Raw genomic sequence first — 13,202 nt, forward strand, 5'->3', positions numbered from 1 at the left:
TCCCGGGTGGCTCGCAGCCAAGCATGTGGCTATCTGTCAGGGCGTGCTTCGAGACGCATTCAGGAAAGACACCGTCGTACTTCGCCGCGGGGTGAATGACAACGGCACGAATCGGCCGATTGAGTCCTGGGCATACTCCGGTCCCGTCAGAGGTTATTGGGTACACACTATTCTCGCCAGAGTGTCTTTGGAATCCATAGTGTCGCTGCGATGTCAGGAACACGAGTTGATTGTCGCGCGGCATGCGTCTTCTGCACCGCATTGCCCCGGTGTACGCCGCGTTTGGGTGTCGACGCTCGTGACTCGGTTCGCGCTTAGACACTTTCGCCCATCGAGCACATGGATTCCGGAGAGCCTTTTAGGATGAAGATCCACGCGTGCAGGCGCCCTCTTCCGAGCCCTTGACCAGGCCTACAAACCGTTAACCCGGCGTCTTTGGGCAGGGTCTTCACCCCAGTACTTAGTCGGTTGATAATCAAAGGGCCTGGAGTACACAGAAGACTCGACCGAATCGAAAAAGCGGTTTAAACCGGAATGGCGGGCGAGGCCTCCACAAATATCGATTACAGTTTTCTCGATGTCGGACATGCGGACGTCCAGCGGCACATAACCCTGCACATAACCGGGATCGGGTTCATCCCAATGTCCGAACACATAAATATTCCATTTGGCCTGACTCCATTCGGAGATTTCAGGGAGGATCTGCGGTTTCTCGTGGAAACGAAACTTCCGAGAGCGCAACTGTTGAGCGGTGCTGAAAGCTACGAGGCAGGTGCTGCCGGTAAGGAGATGGCCTTCCTCGACAACGTGCGTGACCTTGTGTTCAGCCCCTCCATAGAGGAAGAGGTTCCGCGATATCTGCATTGATCCAACGCCGACGTGCATAACTCGGTGCCGATCTACACGGGCTAGCTCGTTGAGCCAGTACAACGGTGACAGATGGGGATCCTGTTCCTTCCCCTTGTAGTAATGGCGATACGGCTGATGTCCCTCCAAGAATTCTGCAACCTCCAGGTCCACCACATCGTTCTTGATGGTCTTGGTGGCTCGAAACTTCCCCAGAGACTCAACAATGGGAAACTCGATTAGATTCTCTCGGGCTGGCGGGAAGCTGTTCTGCCGGAGGCCCACGCAGGCATACAGGGCGTTATCCAGGGCAGCTCGTTGCTGCTGTAACCACATGCCGAAATGAAGTCCGAGGTCAGGCGGGGCGGTGCGTTTTTCATGGCCCATCAGCCGGTGATCGAGGGCAGTATCGGACTCCAACGAAAACTCATACGGAACATCGGCAAGGTGGGCCGCCCACTTTCTCCGAAACTGCACCCGCTGATTCTGCGCTTCTTTTAACCGCAGAAGGGTCCCCCCAAACGCTGCCTTTGACTCCATACTCATGACTGAAGTCTATGGTCACTGAACCAGCGTCCTAGCCGGTTGACCAGCCCTGGGCACGGATCATCTCTACATCACGCTTGTGCCGATCCTGTTTCGCTTGTTCCCTTGTGAGCACGCGAGTCACCACCTTCGCTCGGCCCCCGCGGACGAGAGTGCTTTCACCAACCTCCATCCAAGTCGCGTGCCCCTTTCAATACCAAGACGGCGAACCGAGATCAGCCAAATTCATAAGCCTGTACCTATTACGGCGTCGCCGGTCCCAATCCTCGTCGCCATAAACCTCCGACTTCACCGTCAAGATGCCCATGTCTTCAAGTTCCTTCGTGGCCCGAGTCCAGGTGTCCAGGGACATTCCATACTGGGCCTTTCGGTGGCCATCCATGACTCCTCCTTCCGGGCCGCTTCCGCCTGTGAGCTCTCGGAGTGCAACGTAAACAGCCAGACAACGTCCGTTGAGCCTCAGGATCCAGCCGTTCTTCCACAATTCAATCGGGATGGTGACCCACCGCGGCTCGGACCGAGATGTCCATTCCTCGCCCGAACCATCCGGCTTCAGTAGGGTGAACTCCGATGGTTTTCCCTCTTGGCGATCCCGGCGGATCAACCGTTCTTTTTCAAGCCACTTCAAGGCAGCGTTAATCTGTCGCGGACCAGTGTCGTCAGGCAGGTTGAGCATGGCTGCCAGACTTCGGGCAGGCCGAGCCCTGAGTCTATAAGGGTGCCTGGTTGCCTGCATCCTCAAGGTTAGATAGAGCCTGAGACGAACCTCGCCTCCCCGCCCGCCGCGCATCAGCTTCGAAAGGAATGGGGCATCCTCCCCATCTCGCCGCACGAAAACAACTGGAAACTGAACCGTTGAGATTCGTTTGGCCCGATCAACAGCGCCATTCAGCTTCGCTAAGGCATCAACGGGCTCATCCATGCAGGGTTCCTCCAACAAGTTTACGTTCGTAGCGGAGAGACCAGGTATCCACGTGATTCATGGGTTACCTGGGGTTCCGTACTTCTTCCTTATATAGACTCCGCAACGAACGCTAATTCGTTCCGCAACAAGCGTCAACTGTCAACGGTAAAAGAGCACAATTTTGCCGCTTCAACGGTTTACTTTGGTCGCTTAAATCGTGGGGGTAGACAGCTTGCAGCCAGCCCCTCGTGCCCTGAAGATTGAGGTTAAGCAGATGTTCCCCCCCGCCCTGGCCGGCGGGGGGGAACATCCCTATAGAAAGGAGGTAACCCTTAGTGGGTCACGGCTTCCGCATTACATGTCGCATTACTGTAGCCGGTCTCGAAATAACTATCGAGCCCTTGTAGCTGAGGGGGAGGGAGCCTGATGGCACCCTCCCCCTCAGGCGCTTTCCCCATACCCATGCCAGTCCAGTTTGCCCTTGTGGCATCAGACTGGCCGTTCCCAGTCGTTCTGTTGAGGTTCGTGATTGGCCGGAGAGCGATCCTCGATCTTTTCGCACTCTCGCTTTCCGTCCATACGTGGAGCTGCTCCGCATGCTCGACTCAAGCAAAGGCGGCAGCCTGAACCAAAGTCTCGTCGTTCTCAGGGGAAGAAGATGGAAGAGTCTCTACCTCAACCGGATGTGGATCCTCCCCCAGAACCACGGCACGGCTGGGCTGTGAAACAAAACCATCTGGATCCACGAAATACCGCCAAGAGGATAAATGTAAACTGATCTCTGATGCCGATAACAGCGCATATGTCAGCTTTCGCACCTCGAGGATGCGTTTGCTGATCCGTCCCACGTGACGGGGCTTTACTCGTTCTTCTGAGGCCCCTCGGGATACGGCGCGCTTCGCTTACAGAAGACGTCTTGGACCTCTGCTGGGACCCTGCACGCCCGTGTGAAAACGACTTCTGGAGACCCTTTAATTGACTGTCAGCTTACGTGATATTAAAGAAAGCTGAACCTGCCAGTCACGGAGCCTCAATACCCTTGGCCGCCGCATCAACGCAGACTGGTGTACTAGTCACATCATCGCCATAGCAGAAAACACCTAGCACCGTTTCATCGATTGCATCGGGATGCGTGAACCCCAAAGCACCAGGATTCTGCTTCCCAGCGGCCAGCCACTCATCCGCCGAATTGCATGCCTCCAAAGGTGGGACATCTATGGAGTTCCACTGGTCGTCAGTAAAGATATTGCCCTCTGCTTCGGCTGCATACATAGCGTCAGATATTTGGCGAAGATCTTCAAATGCCTGTGCACAGGCATGAGATATCGCCGTGTCTTCGACATCACTTTCACAACCGGTGACGACCAGAGTCGCGCATAGTGCTAATAAAACTACGCCCGATTTTGCATCTTTCCCCATCCGGGCAGCCTACGACACGGTTCATTCGGAATGGAAACAAGCAGCGGCTAGAGATTATCTAGCTAAGCGAAACGACAGCTCGTTGTTGGGTGTGTCAGGCCTCCCGAGTGTGATGTGCAAGGTCAGCGGAATATCTCCTGGCACCCTCGCGGTTGTTGTTGCATATACAGACCTATAGGCCCGGAGCATCCGCGTCCTGAGCCACGCAACAGAAAGAACCACTTAGTGAAACTCTTTACCCCGCTGACCGTCGGCACCATGGAACTGCCCAACCGCCTAGTCATGGCACCGATGTCCCGCGTGCGCGCCGACCGTAAGGGTGTGCCCACCGACATCATGGTCGAGCACTACCGCCAGCGCGCCTCCATGGGCCTGATCATCACTGACGGCATCTACCCCTCCTTCACTGGCCAGGGCAACGCCCTGATGCCCGGCCTGGTCACCGAGGACCACGTCGCCGGCTGGAAGCGCGTCACCGACGCCGTGCACGAGGCCGGCGGCCGGATCGTCGCCCAGCTGATGCACTCCGGACGCGTCGCGCACGAAAACATCAACGGCGGCCGCCAGCCGGTCGCCCCCAGCGCCATCGCTGTCGAAGGCATGGCGCACACCTACGACGGCAAGCAGCCCTACCCGGTGCCGCACGCCCTCACCGAAGCAGAACTGCCCGGCGTCGTACAGGACTTCGTCTCCGCAGCACAGAACGCGATGAAGGCAGGGTTCGACGGCGTCGAGCTGCACGGTGCCAACGGCTACCTGCTGCAGGAATTCCTCTCCCCCGTCTCCAACACCCGCACCGACAACTACGGCGGGTCCCCGGAGAACCGGGCCCGCCTGGTCATCGAGACCTTCCGAGCCGTGGCCGAGGCCGTCGGCGCCGAGCACACCGGCATCCGCATCTCCCCGGAGCACAACATCCAGGGCGTGCTGGAAACCGACCGCGCGGATGTGACCGCCACCTACACCGCCCTGGTGGACGGCATTGCCGATCTGAAGCCGGCCTACCTGAGCATCCTGCACGCGGATCCGGCCGACGAGCTGGTCCAGGGCCTGCGCCGCCGCTTCGGCGGCCCGGTGCTGATGAACACCGGTTTCGGCACGGTCACCACCCGCAGCGACGCCGTCATGCTGCTCGAGGAGAACCTGGCCGACGCCGCCGTCGTCGGCCGTCCCGTGATCGCCAACCCGGACCTGGCCCGCCGCTGGCAGGAGGACCACCCGCTGAACGAGATCGACCAGGCCACCGTCTACACCGACGGCGCCGCCGGCTACACGGACTACCCGGAGCTCGCTCCGGTTTCCTAGCCGAAACGAACGACGGCAGGCCTTCCGCGTGATGAGGGAGGCCTGCCGTCGCATTGTCAGCGGATGATCGGGATTCAGTTTCGCGTCGATCATGGGCGGCGCCCATGGGACAGGGACGCTCGTTCATGATCGGCTGCCACGGCCTTTCCGCGCCTCGGTGTATTGCGGCTTGTGGTTAGGTGGGCCAATGGACGATTACGTAAGTACCGGCACATTCTGGTTCATGGTGGCGCTTATAAATGCCGGCCTTGCCGAGCAGAAGAATCGCTCCCGCTGGATCTGGTTCCTGTTATCGCTCCTGTTAGGGCCCATTGCCACGATCCTTATTGTCGTGCGGCGGGCACCGGAACCAGTCGAACCGTCCATGACGCACCGGGGCGGGTGGAAGAACCCGGACCCGCACCCCAGATCGTTGGGAGATCCGATGTAGAACGAAGTGTTCCGTGGCCATTGACCGGTGCGGCCTGCGCCGTTGTTTCTTACCGTTTTGACGGCTGCGACTAATGCTCCTCACCGGAATACTGCGCTTCAATTTCCTTACTCCATGCACGCGCGTATAGGCCAAGGGTCGCCTGCTCCCTGAGCGCGAATCCCAGCCCGTTGAGTGCGTGCTGGGTAGCCCCCATTGCCAGTTGCTGAGCACTGCGGCTGACGCGTTGTTTGTCTGCCCGGTACAAATACTCATCCATGGCCCTTGCCCACCGCTTCCGCCAGATATCCACTGCCTGCTCTGAGGCAAGAGCGGCCATCACCCGATGTGCGGGCATAACCCGGGGTGCAATCCGGGCCATCATTTCCCTGCGCGCTTGCGCAGCGTTCGGGCCAAAAGAACCTATGCAGGCGTGCAGATGAGCGTTCCAGTAGAAGTCCCAGCTAGTGGTTCTGCGGTCGGGCCAAACAGCGGACCGGGGGCCCCGCATCATGGCGTGGCCGGCGTCGAAGAGAAGCAGGGCAGCCAGCATCGAGCGCGTGTTGAGGCTGGGAAAGCGATTGACCGCCCACAAAGTCAGATCCATGGAGACCTCGCCAATCTCAGTTACCAGGTCCAAGCCCTTTGGCCCGCCGAACCGTGCAAATGCCGCTTCCACCACCTCAGGTACCGGTTCGCCCGGCAGCGGCGGATAGACGAGCCCCGGCGAGTGGGAGATCTTCACGGTACCCAGCGTGGCAACGTTTTCGTCCGCCAGCGCGTGCGCAAACTTCCATAGGCGCTTAGCGACGTCGTCGGTGGCAAGCAGATGCAGGAGCACGGCGTGACGGTCGGATTCCGGGCTGCGTGACAACCGAAACCGGCTCCCCTCCCCGGCCCGCAGTTGGGAAGACAAAGGGGCAACAACATGGCGGATAATGTCGTCGCCGGCATTCTTACGCTCCGGCTCAATAGTCAGGATGGACCACAGGGTTGTGCTGTCGTGCTGCTTCACAGGGCGGGTAGCAGCACCTCGCTGAACAGTATTCGACTGCATTACGCGGCTCATTTCGTCCCCAGGAATGATTGGCTGACATGGGTACTTTTGCTGTGTTTATCCTGTGTTCCCAAAACGTGTAAGTCCATACCACCCCCCCAAATCATTACCTGTTCGTGTCCTCTTGGGCCGGTGCGCACCGAATGCCGGGAGGTACACGGTCTAGGTCGAGTTGGGAAAAATCGACTTCCCGTCACGGGTGGCGTGCTCCGGGGCCCTTTCCGCAGGCCGTGGCGGGATATGAAATGATCCGTCAATGACTGCCACCCGCACTCCCGAAGGATCGAAAGTGCTCTCCGTCAGTCAAAGCAGCAAGCACAACTTCAGCAAGGACCAGGTGGAATCGGTTCTGCTGGTGGAAGGGCTGGGCGTTGAAGGAGACGCGCATTCCGGCACCACCGTGCAGCATGTGTTCAGAAAGCGGTTCCACCCGACGGAACCCAACCTGCGGCAGGTGCACCTGATCCATGCGGAGCTGTTCGAGGAACTGGCGCGGGACGGCTTCGAGGTGGGTCCCGGCGACCTCGGCGAAAACATCACCACCCGCGGCATCGACCTCCTGAACCTGCCCGAGGCGACACTCCTGCGGATCGGACCCGACGCCGTCGTCCAGGTGACCGGGCTGCGGAATCCCTGCCGGCAGATTGACCGCTTCCAAACCGGGCTGCTCAAAGCGGTGCTGCCCCGCGACAGCGCGGGAAAAGTCGTGCGGAAGACGGGAATCATGGGCATCGTGCTGGCAGGCGGGCGGGTGAACGTCGACGACGAAATCCGCGTCGAGGTTCCGGCCGGGCCGCAGCGCCGGCTCAAGTGCGTCTGAAACTCCTGCGCGGAAGGTGAGCACGGCAGCGTCCGGGCCCGTCCATTCAAGGGCCGCTAACCCACTGGCCCGCGCGCATAACGGCCTTCACCTCCAGATCACCGTCCAGGGCAACCAGATCAGCGCGCCGGGCTGCTTCGATTCGGCCGACGTTGCTGAGGCCAAGCATCGCGGCCGGGCTCCCGGTGAGTGCTTCGACAGCCATGGACAGCGGTATGCCCACCGTCTTCACGGTGTACCGCAGGGCGGCGTCGAGAGTCAGTGTGCTGCCGGCAATGCTTCCGCCCTCAACGGTCCGCGCCTGCCCCTGATGCACGTCCACCGCGACACCGCCCAGGGCATAGCGGCCGTCCGGGGCGCAGGCGGCGGCCATGGCATCGGTGACCAGGACCGCGCGGCACGGGCTGTTGAACACCGTACGGACAGCCGCCGGGTGCAGGTGCACGCCATCAGCAATGACTTCGGAGAAGACCCCACTGTTTTCCAATAGTGCAATCACAGGCCCAGGTTCGCGGTGATGTACCGGACGCATGCCGTTGAATAAGTGTGTGCCAATGCGGGCACCGGCCTCGATGGCCGCCAGGGTTTGGGCGTACGTGGCACCGGTGTGGCCGATGGCCGCTTTTGCTCCATGGGCGGTGATTGCCGCAATGGCTTCGCGGCTGCCGTCCAACTCCGGCGCCAAGGTGACCATCCGGATGGTCCCTGCCCCGGCCTCGAGGAGTTCCAGCAACTCCGGCATCCGCAGTTCCTGCAGGAATTCGGGCGCGTGCGCACCCCGGTGGTCAGGACTCAGCCAAGGGCCTTCCAGGTGAATACCAACGACGACGCCGTCCCGCACCTTTCCTGCAAGGCCGCGAACACTGGCCACGAGTTCGTTATGGGGGCGGGTCACGAGGCTGGCCATCATGGTGGTTGTGCCGTGTGCCAGGTGGACGGCGGCAATACGATCGGCAGCGTTGACCTCCGGGTCGCTGAAGGAGTACCCGCCGCCGCCATGGACGTGCGCATCGATGAATCCGGGAACCACCGTGGCGTCAAGACTGTAGTCAGCCCGGCGGGGAGGCCTGCCGGGGCCGGCGTCCGCAATGTCCCCGCCGTCCACTTCGATCCAGCCCGGCTCCTGCATGCCCTCGGGGGTGAGCACTGCTGAGGCTTCGATGATCATGCGGTTCCTGACGGTGCGGATTCCGGTGACAGACGGGCAGGCCGGTTCAGCAGCAGCTCCCGCGCGTTCAGGGCGGCTCCGATGAAGCCGGCGTCCTGGCCCAGCCGGGCGCACAGGATGTGCGGACGCCGGGCGGATCCCAGCATCCGGTCCAGGCGCTCGCGCAGGGGAACCAAGAGGGCATCACCTGCCTGGGACAACCCGCCGCCGATGATGAAGGCTTCCGTCCCAAGAATGTTGGCGCACTGGGCGATGCTGAAGGCGAGGGCGTCCACGGCATCTCCCCAGACCTGCCGCGCCACCGCATCCCCCTGAAGGGCACGGCCCGCCACCTCCCGTGCACCGTCCACCTGGTGCCCCGCCTGTGCCGCATACCTCCGGGCGATAGCCGCGGCGGAGGCCACGGACTCCAGCGTGGCAGTACCGGTCAGCGAACCGGCCGGGACAAGGGCCTGCCCGATTTCGCCGGCATAACCCCCGGCCGTGACCCGTTTGCCCTCGCAGAAAACGGCGGCGGCGATCCCGGTTCCGATAACGATGACCAGTACGTCCCGGAAGTCCTTCGCCCCGCCCAACCGGACTTCCGCGTCTCCGGCGGCAGCGACGTCGTGTCCAAACGCCACGGGGATTCCCAACCTTCGTTCCGCTTCCTCCGCAAAGGGATAGTTCCGCCAGCCGAGGTTGGCGGAATAGACAGCGGTTCCCGTGCCCGGGTCAACAATCCCGGGCACGATGACTCCCGCGGCCTCGATCCGGCTTTCGGGCAGCTCGCTCCTGAAGTTGCGGGCAAGCGCCGCGATCCGGTCCAGCACTGCTTCTGCGGGCCTGGCCTTGTCGAGGGGAGTCGGAACACGGCAGAACGCCTGCAGCCGGCCCGAGGGGCCGACCACTCCTGCCTTTATGTAGGTTCCGCCGACGTCGAAGGCCAGGACCGTTGAAGATCCGGCACCGAGCGATATGGCTGGTAGGGACATGCTGGTTTCCTCGTCGTAGCGGCGTCGTGATGACCCAACGGGCCAATGATCCCCCGGCAGCTGCAGGGATCCGGGTATTCCCGGGCGTCAGGTGCGCCGCTCCAGCTGCCGCCGATAGACCAGGAAGGCACCGCCGACGAGGATGGCCAGCAGGGCTGAACCGCCCAGCGCGAGAGCGGAGACAGGCCCCAGTCCGCCGCCGGTGTTAGCAAGGACATCCACCTGCGGGGTGGGCGGGGCTGGCGTAGTCGCTACCGGCGGCGCAACCGGCGGCACAACCGGTGCCGTCGACGGCTCAGGAGTCACCGGCCCGGGCACCGCGGCCCGGGCACCGATCATTACGGTCTGTCCCAACAGGTTCGTACCCTCGGACGGATTCCAGGTGCCGATATTCGCTGCCTGCACGGCGAACCGGGCATCGGCCGCGGTACCCGGATCGGATGACGGGAAGGCAATCGCGAGCTGATAGCTGCCTTCGGCCAGGGAAGCGAGCGCCGGATCGGACAGGCTCAGCGTGGTGGACAACGTGTTGGTTGTTCCCGGGAGCCAGCGGCGGAGATCGGCGTTGGACGTGAACGGCACCGAAGTTGTGGATCCATCGCTGCCGGTCAGCACGAGCAGGGCCGTCCGCGGCGTATAGGGAGCCGCCCACCCGTCATTGCGTACGTCAACGGAAACCACCACGGACTCATCCGCGGCCGCGGTGGACACAGCGGAGTCATCCGCCGGTGCAACGGAGGAGGACTCCATAACCAACCGGTAGCCCAGCCTCTTCGCCGTCTCGGCAAGCCCTGCCTCGCCCCAGGAATTCAGCACGTCCCGGTTGTAGTCGGTGTTGAGGTAGCTGTAGTGATAACGGGCCAGTTCAGCCGAGGCGCTTTCCCATTCCGACCGGGGCGGGTTCACGTTGCAGGTTTCGCCGCCCACCGGAACGTAGAGGCTGTCAGCGGCCAGATACTCCTGGTCCAGGGTGATCGGGTCCGAAAGGAAGGTGCCCCAGTCGTCCGGGGCGGCGAGCAGACAGTCGTTGTGGTGTCCGGTGCGCGCTATGGCGGTATCCGTGTACGCTTCCGCGGCCGTGACTGCACTCGACGCCGCGGCGGGCACGCCGAGCATCTGCTGCTTCGAGGCCATCGTGCGCACCTGGACACCGCGGTCGGCGGGCAGCTCATCGAGCAGGGCCTGGGTGACGGCCGAGCGCTTGGCCCAGTCCTCCGGGGTCACGACGCCGGGATTCGCCGGGTCTGCCACGAAGTGATCCGTGTAGTAGCCCTCGCCCCACAACCCGATCAGCCCGTTCTGCACTACTGGAATCACGTCGGAATTCGCGCGCAGCACCGGTCCAAGCTGTTCAATATGCGCAAGCACCACGTCCAGGGGTGCGTCTCCGTAAGGCGGCACGTAGGGCCAGGCGCCGCCCTGGACATAGGCGAACCGCGTAATCACCGACACTCCGGCTTCACGCGCCGTGTCGTAGTCGGCCTGGACCAGCGCCAGGAACTCCTCATCGAGGACCGGGTCCGCGGCGAACTTCTCCAGGTAAAAGACCCGCAGGATCTGCGTTATACCCTGCGGCCGGAGTGCCGCCAGGGCCGCTGCATCGAGCGGGACGTAGCCCGAACCGTCCGCGCGGTAGTGGGTCTCGGTGTGGTGGTAGAACCCGCGCTGGGGGTTGGCGATCACCTCGTTGCTGGGTTCGTAGGCCACCGTGGCGGCCGTATCCCCGGGCACGTAGACGGAGGGGGCGGCGGGTGCGGGGTCAAGGGCGACGGCTGCTGCCGCCGGCCCGGCAAGGGCGACGGCGGCAGCCAGAAGAACCGCCAGCGTAGGTTTTTTCATGATTCTCCAGATGTCGAGGATTACTTCAGGCCGCTTGAGGCGAGGCCGTCAATAACCCGGCGCTGCAACAAGATGAACAAGAGAAGCACCGGCGCCATGGCCAGCAGGCTCGCGGCCATAACCACGGGATAGTCCGTAGTACGGTCGCCAATCAGGGTTGCCAGCCCGGCGGACAACGGCATCCGGTCGCTGAAGGTGGTTACCACCAGCGGCCAGAGCAACTCATTCCATGACCACAGCACTGTGGTGATGGCCAGGACGCTCATGGTGGGCCGCGCCAGCGGCAGCATGACCCGCCAGAAAATCTGGAACGGATTCGCGCCGTCCAGCCGCGCGGCTTCCTCCAACTCCGCGGGCATGCTCAGGAAGGCCGTGCGCATCAGGTAGGTCCCGAAGGCACTGAAAAGGCCGGGCAGGACAAGTCCGCCCACACTGTCCAGCAGCCCGAGGCCCTGCACAATCTGGTACTGGGACAGCAGGTAAACCTGCGACGGGACCATCAGGATCGACAGCACCAGGGCGAGCAGGACAGACCGGCCGCGGAAACGCATCCGGGCAAAGGCATAGCCGGCCAGTGTGCAGAAGAGGATCTGTGCCAGGGTGCGGATCACCGTGATCACCACGGAGTTCTGCAGCTGGCCCAGGAAGGGCAGCCGCTCGAAGACCTCGGCATAGTTCGACCACTGCACCTCCGCCGGCCAGAACACCGGCGTAACGCTTTGCACCTCGGCGTTGGTGGACAGCGACATGATGATCTGCCATACGAAGGGGAAGGCCATGACCAGTGCACCCAGCCCGAGCACAATGTGCGCCACGGCGTGGGAGCCGCCCCGCCGTCGGGCCCGTGCCCTCGCCCGGGCGCGGGACTTCCGCTGCACCGATTTCGACGCCGTCTCCGGCACGGCATCGGGCATCCGCACGGGCATTAACCTGTCAGTCACTCTGCACCCACTTCTTCTGGAACCGGAACTGCAGCAGGGTGACGAAGCCGATGATCAGGAGGATCACCATGGCGATCGCGGCCGCGAACCCCTTGTCGTTGTTGACGAATCCTTCTCGGTAGAAGAAGTAGACGAGGGACATGCTCTTGGGCAGGACGGGGTTGCTGCTGCCCAGGATCGCGTAGAGCAGGTCGAAGAGCTGGAAGCTGGAGATGACCGTAACGATCGTGACGAAGAAGACGCTGGGCGAAAGCAGCGGAACGGTGATGGATTTGAACTGTCCCCAGCGGGTTGCACCGTCGAGCTCGGCGGCTTCGTAGAGTTCCGGCGGAATGTTCTTGAGCCCTGCGGCCAGCACAATCAGGCTGAATCCGAGTGAGGACCACAGCCCCACAATCGCCACCGCCACCATTGCGAACACCGGCGTACTGATCCAGTAGGGCCCGTCAATGCCCAGGAACCCCAGGCCGTAGTTCACCAGCCCGAAATCGCCGTTGAAAATGAGCCGCCAGACCATCGCGACCGCCGTCGGCATGGCGACGTACGGGAGGAAGAAAAGTACCCGGTAGACGGAAGCGAAGCGCAGGCCCGGAAGGTTCAGCAGGCTCGCCAGGTAGACCGCGATGGGGATCCCCAGCATCACAATGCCGGTGTACAGCAGCGTGTTGCCCAGCGACCGGTACAGCTGCGGGTCGGCCAGCAACTCGGTGTAATTCTGCAGGCCCGAAAAGGTCGACCCGCCGAACGGCCCTGTCTCCGTGAAGGACATGGCGACGGTCTGGACAATCGGCCACAGGTAGAAGACGGCGATGCCGAACACCAGTGGCGCAATAAAGAACCACGGCCACAGTCCGTCCCTGCCGGGGCGCCTGCGCTTCCCTGCCGGTCCGGGCAGCGGGGCCGGGCGGGCCGGCCCCGCGCCGTCCTTCTGGGACGGCGCGGGGCGGCCTGCACGGCGGTCAGTTGTCGTCATC

11 protein-coding genes are annotated in these 13,202 nt (G+C 62.5%); 2 read left to right on the forward strand and 9 right to left on the reverse strand.

Going from position 1 to position 13,202, the window contains the following annotated elements:
• Positions 1 to 411 precede the first annotated feature (411 nt).
• From LOC56_RS04410 to LOC56_RS04420, 3 genes are all read right to left on the reverse strand, one after another.
• The gene (locus LOC56_RS04410; RefSeq protein WP_229950848.1) at positions 412 to 1,392 is read right to left on the reverse strand and encodes a hypothetical protein; all 981 of its coding nucleotides are present in this window, start codon (positions 1,390 to 1,392) and stop codon (positions 412 to 414) included.
• Between the two features lie 190 nt (positions 1,393 to 1,582).
• Positions 1,583 to 2,314, reverse strand: a complete 732-nt coding sequence (locus LOC56_RS04415) for a hypothetical protein (protein WP_229950849.1) — start codon at positions 2,312 to 2,314, stop codon at positions 1,583 to 1,585.
• 1,002 nt (positions 2,315 to 3,316) lie between these two features.
• Positions 3,317 to 3,715, reverse strand: a complete 399-nt coding sequence (locus LOC56_RS04420; protein ID WP_229950851.1) for a hypothetical protein — start codon at positions 3,713 to 3,715, stop codon at positions 3,317 to 3,319.
• Between the two features lie 225 nt (positions 3,716 to 3,940).
• On the opposite strand from LOC56_RS04420, the gene LOC56_RS04425 reads away from it, so the two are divergent.
• Entirely contained in the window at positions 3,941 to 5,020 is a 1,080-nt protein-coding gene (locus LOC56_RS04425) for an alkene reductase (RefSeq protein ID WP_331460910.1), read from the forward strand.
• A gap of 500 nt (positions 5,021 to 5,520) precedes the next feature.
• Here LOC56_RS04425 and LOC56_RS04430 read toward each other — a convergent pair whose 3' ends face one another.
• Positions 5,521 to 6,486, reverse strand: a complete 966-nt coding sequence (locus LOC56_RS04430) for a hypothetical protein (protein ID WP_229950854.1) — start codon at positions 6,484 to 6,486, stop codon at positions 5,521 to 5,523.
• Positions 6,487 to 6,742: 256 nt separating this feature from the next.
• Between LOC56_RS04430 and LOC56_RS04435 the strand changes: the two genes are divergently transcribed.
• On the forward strand, positions 6,743 to 7,306 hold the full coding sequence (locus tag LOC56_RS04435; RefSeq protein WP_229950855.1) for an MOSC domain-containing protein: 564 nt from the start codon (positions 6,743 to 6,745) through the stop codon (positions 7,304 to 7,306).
• Between the two features lie 46 nt (positions 7,307 to 7,352).
• On the opposite strand, the gene nagA is transcribed toward LOC56_RS04435, so the two are convergent.
• The 5 genes from nagA to LOC56_RS04460 all read right to left on the reverse strand — a co-directional run bounded on the left by nagA (position 7,353) and on the right by LOC56_RS04460 (position 13,201).
• Positions 7,353 to 8,474 (reverse strand): N-acetylglucosamine-6-phosphate deacetylase, encoded by a 1,122-nt coding sequence (nagA, locus tag LOC56_RS04440; protein ID WP_229950857.1) that lies wholly within the window; start codon positions 8,472 to 8,474, stop codon positions 7,353 to 7,355.
• The gene (locus tag LOC56_RS04445) at positions 8,471 to 9,448 is read right to left on the reverse strand and encodes an ROK family protein (protein ID WP_229950858.1); all 978 of its coding nucleotides are present in this window, start codon (positions 9,446 to 9,448) and stop codon (positions 8,471 to 8,473) included. The genes nagA and LOC56_RS04445 overlap by 4 nt, the downstream gene beginning before the upstream one ends.
• 87 nt (positions 9,449 to 9,535) lie before the next feature.
• Positions 9,536 to 11,287 (reverse strand): DUF4832 domain-containing protein, encoded by a 1,752-nt coding sequence (locus tag LOC56_RS04450; RefSeq protein ID WP_229950859.1) that lies wholly within the window; start codon positions 11,285 to 11,287, stop codon positions 9,536 to 9,538.
• 20 nt (positions 11,288 to 11,307) lie between these two features.
• Positions 11,308 to 12,228: a carbohydrate ABC transporter permease gene (locus LOC56_RS04455; protein WP_229950861.1), complete on the reverse strand. Its 921-nt coding sequence runs from the start codon at positions 12,226 to 12,228 to the stop codon at positions 11,308 to 11,310.
• A complete protein-coding gene (locus LOC56_RS04460; RefSeq protein WP_229950863.1) occupies positions 12,221 to 13,201 on the reverse strand; it encodes a carbohydrate ABC transporter permease in 981 nt (326 codons plus the stop codon). The genes LOC56_RS04455 and LOC56_RS04460 overlap by 8 nt, the downstream gene beginning before the upstream one ends.
• Position 13,202: the final 1 nt, after the last annotated feature.

The sequence above is a fragment of the Arthrobacter sp. zg-Y179 genome, from assembly GCF_020907345.1.
Lineage (GTDB): Bacteria > Actinomycetota > Actinomycetes > Actinomycetales > Micrococcaceae > Arthrobacter_B > Arthrobacter_B jinronghuae.

Excerpts from the sequence above, each read along its gene's own strand:
- nagA (WP_229950857.1), bottom strand. The coding sequence starts at position 8,474 with ATGATCATCGAAGCCTCAGCAGTGCTCACCCCCGAGGGCATGCAGGAG.
- LOC56_RS04450 (WP_229950859.1), bottom strand. The coding sequence starts at position 11,287 with ATGAAAAAACCTACGCTGGCGGTTCTTCTGGCTGCCGCCGTCGCCCTT.
- LOC56_RS04415 (WP_229950849.1), bottom strand. The coding sequence starts at position 2,314 with ATGGATGAGCCCGTTGATGCCTTAGCGAAGCTGAATGGCGCTGTTGAT.
- LOC56_RS04420 (WP_229950851.1), bottom strand. The coding sequence starts at position 3,715 with ATGGGGAAAGATGCAAAATCGGGCGTAGTTTTATTAGCACTATGCGCG.
- LOC56_RS04460 (WP_229950863.1), bottom strand. The coding sequence starts at position 13,201 with ATGACGACAACTGACCGCCGTGCAGGCCGCCCCGCGCCGTCCCAGAAG.
- LOC56_RS04430 (WP_229950854.1), bottom strand. The coding sequence starts at position 6,486 with ATGCAGTCGAATACTGTTCAGCGAGGTGCTGCTACCCGCCCTGTGAAG.
- LOC56_RS04435 (WP_229950855.1), top strand. The coding sequence starts at position 6,743 with ATGACTGCCACCCGCACTCCCGAAGGATCGAAAGTGCTCTCCGTCAGT.
- LOC56_RS04410 (WP_229950848.1), bottom strand. The coding sequence starts at position 1,392 with ATGAGTATGGAGTCAAAGGCAGCGTTTGGGGGGACCCTTCTGCGGTTA.
- LOC56_RS04445 (WP_229950858.1), bottom strand. The coding sequence starts at position 9,448 with ATGTCCCTACCAGCCATATCGCTCGGTGCCGGATCTTCAACGGTCCTG.